17 protein-coding genes and 1 tRNA gene are annotated in these 18,743 nt (G+C 71.5%); 6 read left to right on the top strand and 12 right to left on the bottom strand.

What is annotated here, in order from left to right; translation table 11 throughout:
• Positions 1-21 precede the first annotated feature (21 nt).
• Positions 22-1,554: a class I adenylate-forming enzyme family protein gene (locus ACQP1N_RS03410; protein WP_433229063.1), complete on the bottom strand. Its 1,533-nt coding sequence runs from the start codon at positions 1,552-1,554 to the stop codon at positions 22-24.
• Positions 1,551-2,357, bottom strand: a complete 807-nt coding sequence (locus ACQP1N_RS03415) for a crotonase/enoyl-CoA hydratase family protein (protein ID WP_067796594.1) — start codon at positions 2,355-2,357, stop codon at positions 1,551-1,553. Before ACQP1N_RS03415 ends, ACQP1N_RS03410 begins: the two co-directional genes overlap by 4 nt.
• Positions 2,358-2,455: 98 nt before the next feature.
• On the opposite strand from ACQP1N_RS03415, the gene ACQP1N_RS03420 reads away from it, so the two are divergent.
• Positions 2,456-3,253: a hypothetical protein gene (locus ACQP1N_RS03420; protein WP_067796597.1), complete on the top strand. Its 798-nt coding sequence runs from the start codon at positions 2,456-2,458 to the stop codon at positions 3,251-3,253.
• Positions 3,254-3,338: 85 nt separating this feature from the next.
• Here ACQP1N_RS03420 and ACQP1N_RS03425 read toward each other — a convergent pair whose 3' ends face one another.
• Positions 3,339-4,037, bottom strand: a complete 699-nt coding sequence (locus ACQP1N_RS03425; protein ID WP_207394007.1) for an arginase family protein — start codon at positions 4,035-4,037, stop codon at positions 3,339-3,341.
• 395 nt (positions 4,038-4,432) lie between these two features.
• Here ACQP1N_RS03425 and ACQP1N_RS03430 point away from each other — a divergent pair, with 395 nt between their 5' ends.
• Positions 4,433-4,960 (top strand): hypothetical protein, encoded by a 528-nt coding sequence (locus tag ACQP1N_RS03430; RefSeq protein ID WP_433229064.1) that lies wholly within the window; start codon positions 4,433-4,435, stop codon positions 4,958-4,960.
• 269 nt (positions 4,961-5,229) lie between these two features.
• Here ACQP1N_RS03430 and ACQP1N_RS03435 read toward each other — a convergent pair.
• Both ACQP1N_RS03435 and ACQP1N_RS03440 read right to left on the bottom strand, forming a co-directional pair.
• Positions 5,230-5,305 (bottom strand) — tRNA-Glu (locus tag ACQP1N_RS03435).
• 72 nt (positions 5,306-5,377) lie between these two features.
• A complete protein-coding gene (locus ACQP1N_RS03440) occupies positions 5,378-7,042 on the bottom strand; it encodes a metallophosphoesterase family protein (RefSeq protein ID WP_433229066.1) in 1,665 nt (554 codons plus the stop codon).
• 32 nt (positions 7,043-7,074) lie between these two features.
• Here ACQP1N_RS03440 and ACQP1N_RS03445 point away from each other — a divergent pair, with 32 nt between their 5' ends.
• Both ACQP1N_RS03445 and ACQP1N_RS03450 read left to right on the top strand, forming a co-directional pair.
• The gene (locus tag ACQP1N_RS03445; RefSeq protein WP_067793187.1) at positions 7,075-7,416 is read left to right on the top strand and encodes a metallopeptidase family protein; all 342 of its coding nucleotides are present in this window, start codon (positions 7,075-7,077) and stop codon (positions 7,414-7,416) included.
• A gap of 94 nt (positions 7,417-7,510) precedes the next feature.
• On the top strand, positions 7,511-8,842 hold the full coding sequence (locus ACQP1N_RS03450; protein WP_433229068.1) for an MFS transporter: 1,332 nt from the start codon (positions 7,511-7,513) through the stop codon (positions 8,840-8,842).
• Here ACQP1N_RS03450 and ACQP1N_RS03455 read toward each other — a convergent pair.
• Complete coding sequence (locus ACQP1N_RS03455; protein WP_067793186.1) at positions 8,839-9,165, bottom strand: PspC domain-containing protein; 327 nt, start codon at positions 9,163-9,165, stop codon at positions 8,839-8,841. The two genes, ACQP1N_RS03450 and ACQP1N_RS03455, sit on opposite strands and share 4 nt — an antisense overlap.
• 273 nt (positions 9,166-9,438) lie before the next feature.
• Between ACQP1N_RS03455 and ACQP1N_RS03460 the strand changes: the two genes are divergently transcribed.
• Complete coding sequence (locus tag ACQP1N_RS03460; RefSeq protein ID WP_067793185.1) at positions 9,439-10,458, top strand: aspartate-semialdehyde dehydrogenase; 1,020 nt, start codon at positions 9,439-9,441, stop codon at positions 10,456-10,458.
• Between the two features lie 4 nt (positions 10,459-10,462).
• Here the strand turns inward: ACQP1N_RS03460 and ACQP1N_RS03465 are convergent, their stop codons facing one another.
• The 4 genes from ACQP1N_RS03465 to ACQP1N_RS03480 form a co-directional block, all read right to left on the bottom strand.
• Positions 10,463-10,681: a DUF2277 domain-containing protein gene (locus tag ACQP1N_RS03465; RefSeq protein WP_067793184.1), complete on the bottom strand. Its 219-nt coding sequence runs from the start codon at positions 10,679-10,681 to the stop codon at positions 10,463-10,465.
• 312 nt (positions 10,682-10,993) lie between these two features.
• Positions 10,994-12,514, bottom strand: a complete 1,521-nt coding sequence (locus tag ACQP1N_RS03470; protein ID WP_067793183.1) for a M28 family peptidase — start codon at positions 12,512-12,514, stop codon at positions 10,994-10,996.
• Between the two features lie 71 nt (positions 12,515-12,585).
• The gene (locus ACQP1N_RS03475) at positions 12,586-15,006 is read right to left on the bottom strand and encodes a M4 family metallopeptidase (RefSeq protein ID WP_067793182.1); all 2,421 of its coding nucleotides are present in this window, start codon (positions 15,004-15,006) and stop codon (positions 12,586-12,588) included.
• Positions 15,007-15,334: 328 nt separating this feature from the next.
• Positions 15,335-16,363: an alpha/beta hydrolase gene (locus tag ACQP1N_RS03480; RefSeq protein ID WP_433229069.1), complete on the bottom strand. Its 1,029-nt coding sequence runs from the start codon at positions 16,361-16,363 to the stop codon at positions 15,335-15,337.
• Between the two features lie 125 nt (positions 16,364-16,488).
• Here ACQP1N_RS03480 and ACQP1N_RS03485 point away from each other — a divergent pair, with 125 nt between their 5' ends.
• A complete protein-coding gene (locus ACQP1N_RS03485) occupies positions 16,489-17,220 on the top strand; it encodes an isocitrate lyase/PEP mutase family protein (RefSeq protein WP_067793180.1) in 732 nt (243 codons plus the stop codon).
• Between the two features lie 24 nt (positions 17,221-17,244).
• Here the strand turns inward: ACQP1N_RS03485 and ACQP1N_RS03490 are convergent, their stop codons facing one another.
• Positions 17,245-18,051 carry a phosphotransferase gene (locus tag ACQP1N_RS03490; RefSeq protein WP_433229071.1) on the bottom strand — a complete coding sequence of 269 codons (807 nt, stop codon included), beginning with the start codon at positions 18,049-18,051 and terminating at the stop codon, positions 17,245-17,247.
• A gap of 17 nt (positions 18,052-18,068) precedes the next feature.
• Positions 18,069-18,539: a hypothetical protein gene (locus tag ACQP1N_RS03495; RefSeq protein WP_433229072.1), complete on the bottom strand. Its 471-nt coding sequence runs from the start codon at positions 18,537-18,539 to the stop codon at positions 18,069-18,071.
• Positions 18,540-18,743: the final 204 nt, after the last annotated feature.

Consider the following 18,743-nt stretch of genomic DNA (forward strand, 5'->3'; position numbering starts at 1 on the left):
CGTCCGGCCGCCGGGGCGGGGTCAGCGGTCGGCGAGGTCGGCGCGCAGGCGCTTGCGGTCGAGCTTGCCGACGGCGGTCTTGGGGACGGCGTCGCGGAAGACGATCCTGCGGGGCTTCTTGTAGGAGGCGATCTGGGCGGTGACGTGCGCGGTGAGCTCGGCGCGCAGCGCGTCGTCGCCGGTCGCGCCGCCGGCCGGGACGATCACGGCGGTGACGGCCTCGACCCAGCGGGGGTCGGGGGTGCCGACGACGGCGGCCTCGCGGACGGCGGGGTGGGTGAGCAGGGCGTCCTCGACCTCGCGGGGGTAGACGTTGTACCCGCCGCTGATGATCATGTCGGAGGTGCGGTCCTTGAGGAACAGGAAGCCGTGCTCGTCCAGGACGCCGACGTCGCGGGTGTGGATCCAGCCGTCGCGGTAGGTCTGCGCGGTCAGCTCGGGGGCGTTGAAGTAGCCGGCGGTGGCCGACGGGCCGCGCACCACGATCTCGCCCGCCTCGCCGTCGGCCACCTCACGGCCCTGGTCGTCCAGCAGGCGCAGTTCGATGTCGGCGGCGAGCTGCCCGCAGGCGGCGAGCCGGTCGCCCGCGTGGTCCTCGGGCCGCAGCACGGCGATGCACAGCGGGATCTCGGTCTGCCCGTAGTACTGCCAGAACCTTTCGCGGCCCCAGAGGTCCATGGCGCGTTCGATCACGGGCCGCGGCATCGGGGATGCGCCGTAGATGACCCGCTGGAGGGTGGAGACGTCGGTGGTGGTGAAGGAGGGCTCCTCGACCAGCATCTGGATCATGGTCGGGACGAGGTTGATCGCGGTCGCGCCGTGCGCGGCGATCGCCCGCAGGAACGGGCCGGGGGAGAAACCGGGCAGGATGACGGTCCGGCCGCCGCGCAGCCACAGCGGCAGGACGAAGACGCCGCTGGCGTGGATGAGGCTGGCGGCGTGCAGCATCACGTCCTCGCGGGTGGCGGGCAGCAGGTTGAGCAGCACGTTGCGGCAGATCCCGGCGTAGGACGCCTGCGTGTGCTGGGCCGCCTTGAGCGTGCCGGTGGTGCCGGAGGTGAACAGCGTCAAGATGACGTCGTCCGGCTCGACCGCCACCTCCGGCAGCGTCGCCGGGGCCTTGGCCGCCCGTTCCATGAGCGTCGGCTCGGTGCCGAGCGAGGTCTCCAGGCCGACGAACGCGACGCCCGGGAGCGCTGCGGCCAGTTCGCGGGCCCGGTCGGTCAGGTCGGCGCCGAACACCACGACCTCGCAGGCGGTGTCGGTGAGCATCGCGGTGTGCTCCGCGGCCGACAGCCGCGCGTTCAGCGGGACCCGGTTGATCCCGGCCTTCACGCACGCGAAGTCGACGGGAACGCTCAGCAGGCTGTTGTTCACCAGCAGGCCGACCCTGCGGCGGTGGGTGCCGCCGACCTTGGCCAGAGCGTGGGCCAGGCGATTGCTGAGCTCGTCGACCTGCGCGAAGGTCAGCTGCCGGTCGCCGAACACCACGGCGATCCGGTCGGCGTGCTGGCGCGCGCCGCGGACGATGAGTTCACGGGTGGTGGGGCTCATTGCTGGTCTCCTGTCGGGGTGATGCCGGTGCGGGTGAAGACTCCGTGGCGGCCTTCGCCGGCGGCGAAGCGGGCGGCGCCGGCGACGCCCTCGGCCGCGACGATCGGGACACCGGCCGCTCCTTCGGCGCGCAGCGCCTCGGCCAGGGGGAGGTCCAGGCCCGCGTAGGTGGAGGCCCGGTCCGCCAGGACGCAGCCGAACGGGAAGGCCGCGATCTGCTCGGCCAGCTCACGGGCCGCCGCGACGGCCTGTCCGGGCTCGACGACCCGGTTGGCCAGGCCCATCGCCAGGGCCTCGTCGGCGTGCACGGGACGGCCGGTGAGGATGAGGTCGAGCGCGCGGCCGAGCCCGACGATGCGGGGCAGCCGGACCGTCCCGCCGTCGATGAGCGGCACGCCCCAGCGGCGGCAGAACACGCCCATCACCGCCTCGCGCTCCACGACCCGCAGGTCGGCCAGCAGCGCCAGTTCAAGGCCGCCCGCGACGGCGTGCCCGCTGATCGCGGCGATGAGCGGCTTGCTCAGCCCCATCCGGGTCGGCCCCATCGGGCCGGTTCCGCCTCCCTGCGGGTCGAGTTCGTGACTGCGTTCGGGGTCGCCGACCGCGGTGAGGTCGGCGCCTGCGCAGAACGTGCCACCGGCTCCCGCCAGGATCGCCACCCGCCGGCCGGGGTCGGCCTCGAATTCCTCGAACGCCGCCCGCAACTGCGCCGCCATGGCCCGGTCGACGGCGTTGCGCCGCTCGGGCCGGTCCATCCAGATCGTGGTGATCGATCCCTCGACCTCCACCCGCACGTCGCCCATCGCTACCTCCGGCCTATCGCCGCCCGCGCGGCTCTACAGTGGGGACCGGAACCAGGTTATAACGTGCTTCGGAAGATCCTGTCTAGGAGCTGTTACAAATGACCGAGCTGACGGCCCGCAAACTCCTGCTCGACCTGGCCACAGCCCGGCCCCGCACCCGCTACTCCATCGCCGCGCTGTGCCGGGCCGGACAGATCGTGGGGCTCAGCGCCCCCAGCATCCGCATGGCCGCCACGCGCCTGCACGACGAAGGCGTCCTGGACCGCGACGGCCGCGGCAGCTACACCCTGCACCCCGAGGCCCTGCTCACCTACCCCCACGTCCGGGACTGGGCCGCCCGCCACACCACCCGCACCCCCTGGACCGGCACCTGGGCCGCCGTCGACAACTCCACCACCGCCCGCACCGACCGCGCCGTCCTGCGCCACCACGACCGCGCCGTGGACCTCCTCGGTTTCCGGCCCTGGCGCGGTGCCCTCCACATCCGGCCCGACAACCTCACCGGCGGCATCACCGCCCTGCGCGACACCCTTCAAGCCACCGGCATGGCCCCCGGCGCCGCCGTCTTCGGCGTCCACGACCTCGACCCCGCCCACGACACCGAACTACGCGGCCTGTGGGACACCGCCGCACTCACCACCCGCCTCGACCAGACCACCGCCGCCCTCACCGCCAGCCTCGACCGCCTGCCCACCCTCACCGCCGAGGAGTTCGCCCACGAATCACTCCTGCTGGGCAGCCAGGCCATCGCCACGATCCTCCATGACCCCCTCCTGCCCGACGACCTGTGCGACCCCGAACCCCACCGCCGCCTCACCACCCTCGCCCAGACCTACCAAGACACCGCCCAAGCCATCTGGGCCCAACTCCTCAACCTCGAACCCGAGCGGCCCTGAAGCCGTTCCACTCTGCCGGGGGTGTCGACGCGGCGAGTGGGCAAGCCGGTGACCACGGCCGTCGGCCCGTGCATGAACAGCCGGGCTATCCGCCCACCCTCAACGCGGCGCCCAGCCGGCGGATCGTCTCGACCTCGTCAGGATTTCCGGCATCATCGGCGGGCGCGTGCTCGGTGATGGCGGCTCCGACCACGTTGTCCAGCTGGGAGACCAGGTCAATGAGCCGCTGCGGCCTGACCCCGTCCGGTTCGGGATAGCAGGTCGCACCGAACTCCGGCGGATCGAGAACATCGAGATCGATGTGCACGTAGAGCGGCCCGCTGAGGCCGTCAAGGACCTTCTCGAAGTCACTGACGCCGTGGCGACGGATGCCCGCCCGCTCGATGTAGTCCTCGATCTGCTCACGGACGTCGGGCTCGAACGCCCTCAGGCCCGCGAGGATCACCTGCTCCGGCGCCAGCGGCCGGTCGGGGACGAGCGGTGCCGGGCCCTCGCCGAGCAGCGTGCGCAGGATCATCCCGTGGAAGGAACCGGACGGCAGAGTTCGCGGGGTGTACAGGTCCGGGTGCGCGTCGATCCACAGGACCGTCAGCCGGTCGCCGTACCGGGCCCGTGCGGCCGACAGCGGCGCCAGGTCCACCGCGCATTCGCCGCCCACGGTGATCACCGCGTCGTCGATGCCGGCCAGGGCTTCCCTGGTGCGGCGCAGGTTCTCTGTGAGCACGTCCAGCCCGCGCACCCCGGCCTCGCGCCTGCCCTCGGTGTCGAGCACCGGCACCGTCACCAGCGCGTCGGCCTGAATCGATTCTGCGGCACTTCGGGCACCGGGTATCAGCCGCCGGGCGTTCGGTGAGCCTGAACCTTGCCATTGCGGTACGCAAAGCACTGTCGCCATGGCCGCGACCCTAGGGCATGCTTCGAAGCCCGGCGCTTGGAACCACACGCGGCAGCGTGGGGGCTCACGTCCGCGGTGCCGGGCAGGCCGGGGCGCATAGCCGTCACCACGGCGATGCGCGGCGCTGGACGACGGCCAGTTCGACGCGCTGGTGGCGCACGAGCGGCGCATCCGGAGGCCAGGCATCCACGGCTGTTGTCGGTGTGCCCGGCCGTGTCCGTCCACCGTGGACGGACACGCGTACGATCGCAGCTTGAGCGGGTCAGGTGGCCTCTGGGGGACGTATGGCGATCGTGTTCGAGCTTGTCGTCAACTACGGGCAGGATCACGCAGCGGTTGAGAACGCCGGCCGCATCGTTGCCGCGCACCCTCCGCTGACCGCCGGGCCGCACCTCATCCGGCTGCACGAGCCACTGGTCACCACCGTGCATGATGCCGCCGGCTTGCCCTACCTTGAGATGTCCGTCATCCCTGCCCAGGTGGGATGCAAGGTAGCGCTTGACGGGAACCGGCCTCAGCTGCGGCTGACGTCGGAGGAACTGAGCGAGCTGGGCGCCGGCCTCTACACCCTCCTGGCCACGCTCACCGGATACCGCGCCGCACGAGCCGGCTGGGATCCGGAGGTCTTCGTCGATCCGGTCGAGCTGCGGCGGGAGTGGGCCGAAGAACTCGCGGCGGGCGCGCTGCCCGGCCTGGTCGTGGCCGAGGACGTTCGGCTCGGCGTGCCGATGAACGCCTTCGTCCGCTTCACCGACGGTTTCCTGTGGATCCCCTACGAGAGCGGACGGCCGTCATTTGGGCCCAGCGTCTGAGACCGTCCGGGCGGGCCAGATCACCCCACTGGGCGGCGCAGCGCTGCTGGACGACCCCAGCCAGGCGTTCGTCCGGAACATCAACGAACGCGCCGCCCGGATCGCTGCTGACCTCGAAGCCGCACAGGCCAAGCTACGGGAACCCCGGAGCACGGCACCCCCACGTCCGCGCCCTGAACCGCTGGATCAGCTTCCGTCGGGAACGGCCGATCTGGGGCGCACCCCTGAGCCGGTCTCGCGGCGGCGCGACGGGAGCGCGCGGATCTGCGTGGTACCCCCTACCGGATTCGAACCGGCGCTACCGCCTTGAAAGGGCGGCGTCCTAGGCCGCTAGACGAAGGGGGCCCGGTGGTGGCGGAGATGGTCGCCACTCGACGTGGTCAGTGTAGAGGACGGGGCGGGGCGGCGTGCAAACGGTTACCGGGGTTCGGTGGTGCGGGGGCGGGGCGAGGACGGGCTGCCGGTGGGGCTGGGGCTGCGGGACGGCCAGTCGGACGGGAACTGCGAGGGGAACGGCGAGGTCGGGGAGGCGGGGGGCGAGGACGCCGGGGGGCGGGGCTTGACGGCGCGGCCGGGTTCGGGTTCCAGGTGGCGCTCGATCTGGGCGGAGGTGAGGCCGAGGCCGCCGAGGCGCAGGTCGTCCCAGCCCTGGAGGCGGTGGGAGGCGCGGCTGAAGTAGAGGACGGACAGTTCGATCGGGGTGGGCTGTTCGTGTTCGAGGCCGCGGAGGCCGGCGCCGCCGGTGGAGCCCTGGACGAACAGGCGGGTGCCGGTGGGGAGGAGTTTGGTGGAGCGTGTGTGGGTGTGGCCGGCGAGGGCCAGCGGGGTGATGCCGGAGAATGCCTCGCCCTCGGTGGGGTCGTGGGTGACGACGAGGTCGGGGACGGTGCCGGAGGCGCGGAGCTTCTCGGCGTGGCGGAGGCCCTCGGCGTAGAGCTGGTCGGCGCCGAGGAAGTCGTCGCGGGTGCTCTTGTCGGGGGTGAAGCGGGGGTCGCCGAGGCCGTAGATGCGCAGGCCCTTGACCTCGCGGGTGTCGCCGTCCAGGACGATGGCGTTCTTCTGCCGGCCGACGGCCTTCTGGGACCCCTTGGAGTCGTGGTTGCCGCGGACGTAGACGTAGGGGACCTTCAGGTCGGAGATGGAGTCGGCGAACTTGTCCTCTGGCTTGCTGCCGTGGTCCATGAGGTCGCCGCTGTCGACGATGAGGTCGACCTTGAACTGGGTGCTGACCGACTTGATGACGTTCCAGGCGGCGGGGTTCAGGTGGATGTCGGAGACGTGCAGGACGCGGATGGTCGACGGGTCGGGCTCGTAGGTGGGGAGGGTCGAGGTGGTCGTGTACAGCTCGGAGATGTTGCCGACGAGGCGGGCGAGCTGGGCGCGGTAGGCGGAGAAGCGTTCGACGATGCTGCGGGCGTCGCCGACGATCTGGGGGGCGTTGGCGAGCAGGCCCGTGTAGCGGGGTTCGGCGACCGACTGGGGGTTGAACGTCGCCCAGGTCAGCAGCGTGAGGGCGACGAGGCCCACGGCCGAGGAGGTCAGGCCGAGCAGGGCGCGGCGGGGGGAGCGGAAGAGCAGCAGGGACGCGACGAAGCTCGCGGCCAGGGCGATCAGGACGGCGCGGATGAGGAGCTGGAGGAGGCCGTGCCGGAGCTGGTCGGCGATGTGGTCGGTGAGGCGGTCGAGTTCGGTGTCGTCCTCGATCAGCTTCTTGGCCTGGTCGGGACGCAGGTCGGTGATCCGGGCCTCCAGCGAGACGGGGCCCTCGTGGGTGTCGAGGCGGAGGGAGCCCAGCGGGGGCAGTTTCAGGGTCGTCCCGCCGTGCAGGGACGGGTGGAGGGTGAGCTGGACGTCGGTCGGGCCGACCGGGGTGACGTAGCGTCCGCCGCCGAGGAGGCCGAGGTAGCCGGCGCCCAGGCCGATGACGATGACGAGGGCGAGGCGTGTCCACCGGGCGGTGAGGACGGGGGCGACGCGGCGGGCGACGGGGGAGCCGTACGCGCGGACGCGGCCGGCGGTGGAGGCGCCGAAGGCGTGGAGGGGGGCGAGGGCCTTGGCCAGCGCGGTGCGGACCTTGGGCACGTGTTCCCTTTCTATGGAGCAGAATCGGGGGTGTGATGGAGTTGTCGCGCGATGAGTTCGAGGACCTCGTGGCAGAGGCCCTCGACGCCATCCCGCCCGAGCTGACCGCCCACATGCGCAATGTCGTCATCGTCGTCGAGGACGACGCGCCCGAGCGCGGACTTCTCGGCCTGTACCAGGGCGTACCCCTTACCGAGCGCGGTGACTGGTACGGGGCCGTCCTGCCCGATCACATTTCGATCTACCGCACAGAGATTCTCCGGATCTGCGACACCAGGGAGGACGTGGTGGAGGAGGTTCGGATAACGGTGGTGCACGAGATCGCACACCACTTCGGGATCGATGACCGGAAGTTGCACGAACTAGGATACTGACTCGAAGAAATGCCACTGTAGGTCACACAACTACCACGCAGCGTGAGTTAATGGGGAGGGCGCCCGGCACCGGGCGGACTGAACTGGAGCGTGCGTGGCGGGAAGGCAGACCGGCTGGCATCGTCGTCCTGCGGAGGAGCAGGCGACCTACCGCGAGGTGTTCGCGGTGCGGGAGTTCCGCGCCCTCTGGCTGGCGCAGGCGCTGTCGTTTCTCGGGGACCAGCTGGCGCAGGTCGCGCTGGCCGTGCTCGTGTACGACCACACGAGGTCGGCGCTGCTCACGGCGCTGGTCTACGCGCTGACCTACATTCCGCCGATCGTGGGCGGGCCGGTGCTGTCCGGGCTGGCCGACCTGTTCCCGCGCCGCACCGTGATGATCGTCTGCGATGTGCTGCGGGCGGTGCTGGTGGCGGTCATGGCGCTGGTGGCGATGCCGGTCGGGGCGCTGTCCGCGCTGGTGTTCCTGACCGTCCTGCTGGGGACGCCGTTCTCCGCCGCGCGTGCCGCCGTCATGCCGGACATCCTGGAAGGCGACAGATATGTGGCGGGCTCGGCGATCGCCACCGTCACCAACCAGGTCACGCAGGTGCTCGGCTTCCTGGGAGGCGGCGCGGTCGTCGCGATCGTCGGTACGCGTGAGGCCCTTGCGCTGGACGCCCTGACGTTCGGCGCGTCGGCCGTCATCCTCGTCGGCGGGCTCCGGCGGCGGACCGCGCCGAGACGGCGGGAGCGCGGGTCGCCGGGCCTGTGGGGCGGGATGCGGGACGGTGTGCGGCTCGTGTTCGGCGACCGGGTGCTGCGGTCGCTGGTGCTGTTCGCCTGGCTGTGCACGTTCTACGTGATCCCCGAGGGCCTGGCGGTGCCGTACGCGGCGACGTTCGGCGGCGGCGCGGTGACCGCGGGGCTGCTGCTCGCGGCGATGCCGACGGGGATGGTGGTCGGTTCGGTGCTGTTCAGCCGGTTCGTCCGTCCGGCGAACCGGCTGCACGTCATGGGGTGGATGTCGATGCTCGCCTGCCTGCCGCTGATCGGTGCGGGCATCCATCCGCCGCTGTGGTGGGTCGTCGCGCTGTGGGCGCTGTCGGGCGTCGGCAGCGCCTACCAGTTGGTGGCCAACACCGCGTTCGTGGCCGCGGTGCCCGCGGCCGGGCGGGGGCAGGCGTTCGGGCTCGCCCAGTCCGGCCTCCTCGCCGGGCAGGGCGCCGGGATCCTCGCCGGCGGGGCCGCCGCGCAGGTGTTCGGGCCGGAGACGGTCGTCGCGCTCGCGGGCGTTCTCGGCCTGTCGGCCGCCGCGCTGCTGACGCTCGGCTGGAAGCAGGTCCGCGGCGGCCTCGTCGCCGGGACGCCGGTCGCGCCCGCCGTCGCCTCGCCCGGCGGAGGCGGCGACGAGCTGTCCGGGATCACCCGGTCGGCTCCGGCGCCCTAGACGCCGGTCCGGTCGTGGTTCTTGCCGCCGACCGCGTCCTTGGTCTTCTGGACGGCGTCCTGGACGGTCGGGGAGGCGCTCGCCTTCTTGACCAGGTCCTCGGCGATCGACGTCGGCGCGCCCTCCTCCGGGATGAGCAGCCACGCGAGGATGTAGATGGCGATGCCGGCGCCGCCGAACAGCGTGAAGACGGCGAGGCCGAGCCGCAGGATGTTGGCGTCGACGCCGAGGAACCGCGCGGCCCCCGAGCAGACGCCCGCGATGATCCGGCCCTCGCGGGTGCGGCGGAGTTGCTTGCCCGTGTTCTGCTTCTCCATGTCCATATCTGGATCATGCCCAGCGGCGCCGGGTTCTGACATCCGGATTCGTCCCTGATTCATCCCTGAGTACACCCCTGTCCGGTCAGGGTGCCGGCCTCGACGTACTCTCGTGGACGGACGGCAGTGCATCTGCTCACACTCGGCAAGGCCGTCACCGGGCTCGACGCGTTCCGTTAAGGAGGGCTTGCCCCTTCCGCGTAGGGTTACTGACTGGACGTCCTGCCATCGACCTGGGCAGACTCGCCCGGGGACAAGCGATCTACCAGAGGGAGCGGCATGAGAGTCGGCATCGTCGGGGCCACCGGACAGGTCGGGGCCAAGATGCTCGAAATCCTGGCCGAGCGCGGATTCCCGGTGGACGAGCTGCGGCTGTTCGCCTCGGCGCGCTCGGCGGGCCGAAAGCTCCCGTGGGACGGCTCCGAGATCACCGTCGAGGACGCGGCGACCGCCGACTACACCGGCCTCGACATCGTGCTGTTCTCCGCGGGGAAGACCACGTCCAGGGCGCTGGCGCCGAAGGTCGCCGCCGCGGGCGCCGTCGTGATCGACAACTCCTCGGGCTGGCGGATGGACCCGGACGTCCCGCTCGTCGTCTCCGAGGTCAACCCGCACGCCGCGCGGAACCGCCCCAAGGGGATCATCGCCAACCCGAACTGCACCACGATGGCCGCGATGCCGGTGCTGCGTCCGCTGCACGAGGAGGCCGGGCTGACCGCGCTCGTCGTCTCCACCTACCAGGCGGTGTCCGGCAGCGGCCTCGCGGGCGTCTCCGAGCTGCACGACCAGGCGTCCAAGGTGGTGCAGAACGCCGACCGGCTCACCCACTCCGGGGCCGCGCTGGAGTTCCCCGAGTCGAACGTGTACGTGCGGCCGATCGCGTTCAACGTCGTGCCGATGGCCGGGGCGATCGTGGACGACGGTCTCGCCGAGACCGACGAGGAGCAGAAGCTCCGCAACGAGAGCCGCAAGATCCTGGAGATCCCGGACCTGAAGGTGTCGGGCACCTGCGTCCGCGTTCCGGTGTTCACCGGTCACTCGCTGCAGGTCAACGCCCGGTTCGAGCGTCCGATCAGCCCGGAGCGCGCGAGCGGGCTGCTGTCGGGCGCGCCCGGCGTCGTGCTGGCGGACGTCCCGACCCCGCTGCAGGCCGCCGGCCAGGACCCCACCTATGTGGGCCGCATCCGGCGCGACGAGACCGTGGAGAACGGCCTCGCCCTGTTCTGCTCCGGCGACAACCTCCGCAAGGGCGCCGCGCTGAACACCGTGCAGATCGCCGAGCTGGTCGCCGCCGAGTGACGGCCTAGCGCGCTCGCCCTCCCCGGACCTCCAGGGATTCGAGGAGGGCGGCCGTGCTCCGTGCGATCTCCGCCACGGCCCGGTCGAACGCCTCCGCGTTGTGGGACGCGGGCGCCCGGAACCCGGAGATCTTGCGCACGTACTGAAGCGCCGCCGCCCGGACGTCCTCGTCGGTCACGTCCTCGGCGTACGGCGGGCGAAGTGTCTTGATGCTGCGGCACATGTCCCCATTCTGACGTCCGCCACCGACAGCGGCGGCGGACGAAGAGCGGGGCCCCCGGTTCCCGCGCCCTGGGAACTGTGGCGGGCGCGTGAACCGGGGGCTCCGGCGGGGGGCGGGGACCCCGGTGGCGGATGCACGGGCCGGGCCGAGATTCGTCCCGTGCGTCCGCTGATGTTCAGCCCTGGGGGAGGATCGGGCTCCCCAGAAGTGCATCGCGGCGGCCGGCCGGTGTCAACGGATCCATTCGACACTGGATTTTCAATCGTGTGAACGAGGCCGCGGAAAACATTGAAACCGGCCGCCGAGCTGCACCTACATAGTGATCTTGAGGTTGTCCAGGCCCGCCTCGACGAGGCTGCCGGAACCGGCGTCCGCGGCGTCCACGAGGATGCGGACGGTCTGCCCGGCATAGGCGGACACGTCCGCCGTCTGCGTCTGCCAGGACCCCGCGCGGTCCGCCGCCGTGCCCGGCTGGCTCAGCACGGTCGTGGACCCGTTCGGTCCCACGACCCGCACCCGGAGGTAGTCGTCCGGGGAGCTGTTGCCGAGGTGGGCGAAGAACCAGGAGAACGACAGGGTCTTCGCTCCGGCCGGGAGCGCGATCGCCGGCGACCGGATGCTGCTGGTGCCGCCGTCGAGGTCGTAGGTCCCGGCGGCGGTCCCGGCGGCCGCCCCGGTCACCAGGGCGCCGCTGCCGCCGGTGGCGGCGAGCTGGAGGTTCGTGCCCGCGTAGCTCGTCGGCTGCGGGGTGCCGTACTCCCAGGCGCCCGCGGTGGCCGTGTCGGTGCCGTCCGGGTTCGCCGTCCAGCCCTTGTCGGTCTCCAGGTCGTCGGTGTAGACGGTGGCGCCGGGCGGCTGCTGCTGCCCGCCGGTGCCCGCGAGCGTCCAGACGGCGTGCGCGATGGCGTCGGCGTTGCGGTCCAGCGCGGTGTCGTCGATGTTGGACGCCGTGTCGCAGGACGAGTGGTAGCAACTGTCGAATGCGACGCCCGCCTGGCCGCCCCACAGCTGCGCCTGCTGGGACGTCTTGATGTCCTCGGCGCCGGTGAACAGCCCGCCGGCGGGGATGCCGACGCGGATGAACGGGCCGTAGTCGGAGCGTCCGTCGAACGCGGTGTCCTGGACCGGGACGTTGATCGACGAGAAGTACGACCGGAGCACCCGCTCGATCTCCGCGGACCCGGCCGGACCGGCGGCGCCGGACGAGCCGTCGCCGTCGTAGGCGAAGTAGCCCGGGTTGGGGGAGCCGACCATGTCGAAGTTCAGATAGCCGGTGATCTTCGACCGTTCGGCGGACGGCAGGGTGTTGACGTAGTGCGTCGATCCGACGAGGCCGAGTTCCTCGGCGCCCCACCAGGCGAACCGGAGGTGCCGGCCGGGCTGGAGGTTCTGGCGGGCGACGGTGAGCGCGGTCTCCAGGACCGCGGCCGAGCCGGAGCCGTTGTCGTTGATGCCGGGGCCCGCGGTGACGCTGTCGAGGTGCGCCCCCGTCATCAGGGTGTTGCCGGTGTCGCCGCCCGGCCAGTCGGCGATCAGGTTGTAGCCGGTGGCGCCGCTCTGGGTGAACGACTGGACGCTGGTCTGGAAACCGGCCGCGTCCAGCTCGCCCTTCACGTAGTCGAGCGAGGCGCGGTAGCCGGGACCGCCGTGGGCGCGGTCGCCGCCGTTGGCGTCCGCGATGCTCTGCAACTGCGCGAGGTGCGCCTTGACGTTCGTGAGCGAGATGTCGGGCGCGGTCGGGGCGGCGGGAGCCGCCGAGGCGGGAACGCCGGGCAGGAAGGCGGCCGCCGTCAGGGCCGCCGCCCCCAGCACCGCCATGGTGCGCGGTCTCATGTTTCCTCCAGGAAAGGAAAGCGGCCTGTGACGGGAGCGGGGACCCCGTCACAGGCCGCATACAGGGGCGGTCAGGCCTTGGTGATCTTGACGTTGTCGATGCCGCCCTCGACGAGGCTGCCGGTGCCGTTGTCGGCCGCCTCGACCACGATGTAGACGGACTGGCCGGCGTAGGCGGACAGGTCGTACGTCGCCGTCTGCCACGCCCCGGCCCGGTCGGCCATGGCGCCGCTCTGGTTCAGCACGGTGCTGGAGCCGTTCGTGCCGACGACCCGGACGCGCAGGTAGTCGTCCGTCGAGCTGTTGTTGAGGTGGGCGAGATACCAGTTGAAGCTCAGCGACAGGGTGCCGCTGGGCAGGCTGATCGCCGGGGACTGGATGCTGGTCACGCCGCCGTCGAGGTCATAGGTGCCCGCGTTCGCGCCGGCGGCGGCACCGGTGACGAGGTCGGCGCCGCTGCCGCCGGCCGCCGCGAGCTGCAGGTTCGTGCCCGCGTAGCTCGTCGGCTGCGGGGTGCCGCGCTCCCAGGCGCCCGCGAGGGCGGTGTCCGACCCGTACGGGTTGGTGCCCCAGCCCTGGTCGGTCTCGAAGTCGTCGGAGAAGACGGTCCCGCCGGGCGAGCCGTTACCGACCGTGAGCGTGTAGGTGGCAGTGCGGTCGATGGACGCGCCGTTCCCGAGGACCGTGATCCGGTACGTCCCGTCCGGGGTGCCCGCCGGGACGCTGACGGTCATCGTGGACGACTGGCCCGCGGTCACCGTGCTCGGCGAGAACGACACGGTCGGCCCGGCCGGGCTGCTCGTCGCCGACAGCGCCACCTGCTGGGCGCTGCCGCCGGTGACGGACGTGCTCACGGTCGCGGTGGCGCTCCCACCGGCCTGCGCGCCGCCCGAAGCGGGGTTCAGCGACAGCGAGAAGTCGTTCTGCTGCAGGGTGCCGCAGGGCGCCTCGCCGCTCTGCGCGGGAACGTTGATCGCGCTCCAGGCCGCCTTGACGGCGTTGCACTCGGTGGGCGAGCCGGGGAACAGTTGCAGCGCCGCGTTGACCGTCTCGAGGCGGGCGCGGGCGTGGCTCCAGTTGGTGACCTTGCGGTTCAGCCCGCCCATGAAGATCTGGCCGGCCTTCTGGATGCCGATGCCGGTCACGGTCGAGTTGTTGCAGGTGGGGCTGGCCGGGTTGCCGTTGGTCGGGTTGGAACCCTCGGCGAGCAGGTAGAACCAGTGGTTCTGCGGGCCGGCGGCGGAGTGCACCTCGGTGCTCGGGATCGAGGCGGAGTAGCAGTTCGGGTCGCCGAGCGCCTGCGGGTTGTACATGTTGCGGATCGGGCCGGAGCCGACCAGGTCGACCTCCTCGCCGACCAGGTAGTCCGGCGGGTCGAGGCTGGCCGGCTCGTTGATGTAGTGCTCGGTCAGCGCGCCGAAGATGTCGCCGGTCGACTCGTTCAGGCCGCCCTTCTCGTTGCCGTTGCCGCCGCTGTCACCACCGGGCGTGGTGCTGAAGACGGCGTGGCCGTTCTCGTGCCCGACCACGTCCACCGACGTGACCTGCTTGGTGCCGGCCGAGTTGTGGCCGAAGTTGGTGTAGCTGCCGGTCCAGTACGCGTTGACGTCGTTCAGCCCGACGAAGAGCGGGAAGCCGCCGCCGCGGCCGTCGATGCCGGTGCGCCCCAGCCAGGTGCCCAGCATGTCCCATTCCTTCTGGACCGCGTACATGGCGTCGACGCAGGCCGTCTCCAGGTCGGTGCCGCTGCCGTTGCCCCAGGCGCTGCTGGGCCCGGTGAAGGCGGAGCCGGACTGGTCACCGCACTGGACGCCGGAGCGCTGCGGGTCCGTCATGGAGGTGGGGGCGGTGCTGAGGTCGACGGTGCCGTGGTAGTAGCTGCGGTCGTCGGCCGCGTCCCGGACCTCGTCCCAGGTCTTGACGACCTTGCCGGTCCTGGCGTCGACGAAGACGTGCAGCTTGGTCGGCGCGTTCTTCCGGGTGCCGCTGACGACGGTCTCGTAGACGAGCCGTCCGGAGCCCTCGGCGAGGACCATCAGGCGCGGGGTGGACGCGCTCTTGACCTTGGAGACGCGGGCGCGGGACGTCTTGGCGGCCTTGGCCGCGCTGACCGCCGCCTTGGTCGACACGCTGAGCTTGCGCGACTGGTCGACCGACGTGCCGAGGACGCCGCCGCTCGCGTTCGTGGTGACGACGAAGTCGCCGCCGTACACGGGCAGGCCGTCATAGGTGCGCTCGTACTGGACGTACTGGAGACCGCGCAGGCCCGAGGTGACGCCGCGCCGGACGATCCTGTCCTTGGGGGCCTTCTTGAACGCGGTGGGCTTCGCCGCGACCAGGCGGTCGGCCGAGGCGGCGGCGAGGGTGCGGGGGTCCGGCTTGGCCGGACCCGCCGCGTGGGCGGTGTGGGTCGCACCTGTGGCGGGGGACGACAACGCCACGGCGAGGCCGACGGACAGCACCGTCGCCCCGATCGCGGTCTGGTGTCTCAAAAGGGTGCTCCTTCTACGTGCCGGGCGGGAGAGGGGATACGTGGAGGCCCCTGCGGGGGCGCTCCGGTGGGGGCCGCTGCCCGCCCGGCGGAGGTATGGATGGAGAGCTCATCTGGATGAGCCGCCCAGAAGTGCACCCCGAATGGCAGCGGGTGTCAATGAATCCATTTGGTACTGGATTTTCAAGTTTTTCGGAGCGGTGAATGAAACCACTGAAACACCCGTGCTGGCAGCGCGAACGGGCCGGGCCGGCCCTGCCGGCCCGGCCCGTCCGGCCGGGAACCTTCTGCGCGCGGTGAGCGTCACGGTCCCCGCGGCGCGGGACGTTCTAGGGCGCGATGCGGCGGCAGAGCCAGGAGAGCGCGAGCGGGTAGCGGTAGTCGATGCCGCCGTGGGCCGCGTCGAACAATTCGAAGCGGATTACGTCCTCCGCGACGCCCGCGTCGAGAAGCGCCCGGTGGAATGCCTGCGCGCCGACGTCCAGGAACCACTCGTCGCGCGTGCCGCTGTCGATCCAGATCGCGCGCTGCGACCGCATCGCCTCGGCGTGGCCCGGCACCATCCGGACGGGGTCCCAGGCGAGCCAGCGCTCCCACACGTCCTGCCGGATCACCCCGGTGACCGGGTCGAACGGCAGGTCGGGCGTGCCGTCCTCGCGTGCGGAGTAGCAGAGCGCCATGCCGAGGATGTTGAGCAGTTCCATGTCCTCGGGCTTGGTGAACGACGTGCGGGAATTGAAGTCCGCCCACCACCGCCAGATATCGCCGTCGTATTTGCGCAGGTGGCGGACGCATTTCGGGAATTCGGGCAGGTAGCAGTGCTCGAACAGCGCGTCACCGGCGTGCGTCGCGAGGGCGCCGAACAGGTCGGGCCGGAGCATCGGCGTGATCATCGCGCCGTAGCCGCCGCTGGACTTGCCGCTGATCGCCCGGTGCCCGGGGGCGTCCAGCGTCCGGTAGCGGGCGTCCACCCACGGGACGATCTCGTCGCAGAGGTAGGAGTGGTAGCGGCCGGTGCCGGGCGAGTCGACGTACTGGCTGCCGCCGTGCGCGGTCCAGGCGTCCACGAACACGACGATCGCGGGCGGGGCCTCACCGGACGCGAACACCGCGTCCGCCGTCTCGGGGAACGGCTGCCGGTACGGCATCCGGTTGCGCCAGATCCCGACGTGCCCGGTGAACCCGGTGATCACGTAGACGCTCGGGTAGCGGCGTTCCGGCTCGTCGTCGTAGCCGGGCGGGACGTACACGAGGAGGGGCCGCTCGTGCGGGTCCCCCAGCGGGTTGCCGCGCAGCAGCTCGCTGCTGACGGCGTGCTCTTCCAGGCGTCCGGCGAACTCGGCGGACCACGGCAGCATGGGCGCTCCCTCATCGCGGGCTGTTGATCGCCTCGACGCTAACCCAGGCCCGCCGGGACCGCCGAGGGGCGATGTCACAATCCGCCGGGCCGTCTGGTCCTTGTCTCCGGGGGAAGGAGAAGGAGATGACCGACAACGCCGCACGCCTTCGTGAGCTGCACCGCCCCGGTGATCCGCTGCTGCTGCCCAACGTCTGGGACGCCGCCAGCGCGCAGATCGTCCAGGAGGCGGGGTTCCCGGCGCTCGCCACCGCCAGCGCCGCCGTCTCCGCCATGCTCGGGTATCCCGACCACGAGGGGGCGCCGGTGGCGGAGATGTTCGCCGCCGCCGGACGCGTGATCCGCGCCGCGACCGTCCCCGTCACGGTGGACGCCGAGGCCGGGTACGGGCTCCAGCCCGCCGAACTGGTCGAACGGCTCCTCGCCATCGGCGCCGCCGGCTGCAACCTGGAGGACACCTACGCCGGTGAGCTGGCCGAGCCGGAGGCGCAGGCCGAGTACCTCGCCGCCGTCCGGGACGCGGCGGGCGACGCGCTGGTGATCAACGCCCGGGTCGACACGTTCGTCGCCAAGGCGCCGAACCCGGTGGAGGCCGCCATCGAGCGCGGCCGGCTGTACTTCGAGGCGGGCGCCGACTGCGTCTACCCGATCACCGCGCCGATGGACGCCGTCCCGGCCCTGGTGAAGGGGCTGCCGGGGCCGGTCAACGCGAACAACTTCCCCGGCTCGTCCCTCGCCGACCTGGCCGCCGCCGGGGTGGCGCGCGTCTCGTACGGGCCGATGGGCTACCTGCGCGCGCTCGACGCCTTCAAGGAGTTCGCCACCCGCGTGCAGGGGAGGGAGGACCCGTACGCCTGACGCGTGAGGGCGCCCACCCGTGAGTCAACCAAGCCGGTGGTCGGCCCACCGGCGCGCGGCGGCAGCGTGCTCGACCGCCCAGGCGGCGCGGTTGCCGCGGAGATTGATGGCCCACTTGTCGGCGAACACACGGCAGAACAGATCGATGGCGGCCGGACCGGTGGCCGTCCATGATGGGAACCGTGCGACCCAGTGCTCCGCCCCGGCCGGGTCATGCCCGGCTTTCAGCAGCCACGGGACGAGTAACGCCAACTCGATGAAGGGGGCGCCACGCGCGACGAACGCCCAGTCGACCACGTGAACCCTGCCCGTCTCGGAGATGAGGAGATTGGCGGGGTTGAGATCAGCGTGCAGCAGCGTCGCACCGGCCAGCGGAGTCACGTCCTCGGCCATCGCGTCCCAGCGCCGCTCGATGCGTTTGCCGGCCAGTACATCGGGGGCCGTCATGTTCTGGAAGGCGTCGATGACCTTCGCCAGCACCGCGAGGTCGGGAGAGCCGGGCGTGAAGTCGGCGTGCCGGGCCTGGACGTGATCGAATCCCAGGACGAGCCACCCCACCGCCTCCACGGTCCAGTGGAGGCGGGGAGCGTACTCGATGACGTGGGGATTGATCGCGGCTTCCCAGCGCAGCGACCTGACCTCGGGACCGTCCTGCTCCGGTGAGGACTTCCGCGCGGCTTTGATGAACAGCCGACCGTCCGCGGCGTCCACCGTGCACGCGATGTCCGCATGGTTGCCGGTGGACGCGGGCTCGACGCGACGGATCGGGCCGGTGTGCTCCTCGATAGCCGCGCGGGCTACGTCCGGAAGGTCGGACCAGTCGTTGCGCATTCGTTCCCCGTGGTCGATCAGGTGGTCATCGGCGGCTGGGCGCAGTTCTCCGGACAGCAGGACTCGCCGTCCATCCACCATTCCAGGTCGACGCGGTAGCCAGTGGCCCGCATCGCTGCGATGGCGCGCTCGGACGCGGCGCCGGAGCGGATGTCCTCGTCCATGATCGGCAGGTGGTGCATGTACCGGCCCGCGACCCTGTCGCACACGGCGGCGAAGGCGCGCGTCCGCATCATCGAGCGGTGCCAGATCTTGTCGACGGCGGGCGAGGGCGGGAACTTCACCCACTTGGCTGGGTCGCCGCCCACCTCGGCCATGGTGTCACCCCACGCCTTCATGAAGACGAGGAACTGCTCGACACCACGCTCGGCGTAAGAGCGGGTGACCTTATCGAAGGTCACGACGTCGTCCACCATGAGCTGGAACATCTCCGGTGTCACCAGGTCGCGAGGTTCCTTGGTGGTTGTCTGTTCGGTGGTAATGGTCATCTCGCCTCCAGCGCGCATCATCGGACGGTCCCCGCGCCCCTGGCCGGGGATTGCGGGGGTGTGGGACGGGTGCCCGCCGCGCGGCGCTCCAGGGGGTGAGGGCCGCGCGGCGGGACGGCCGGGCGTGACCTACCAGAGCCGGCCCGGCCGCTGCGCGGGCCGGATGCCCGCGCACTTCTGGGTGGGGACGGCGAGTGCCGTCCC

Source organism: Actinomadura formosensis (assembly GCF_050948385.1).
GTDB lineage: Bacteria > Actinomycetota > Actinomycetes > Streptosporangiales > Streptosporangiaceae > Spirillospora > Spirillospora formosensis.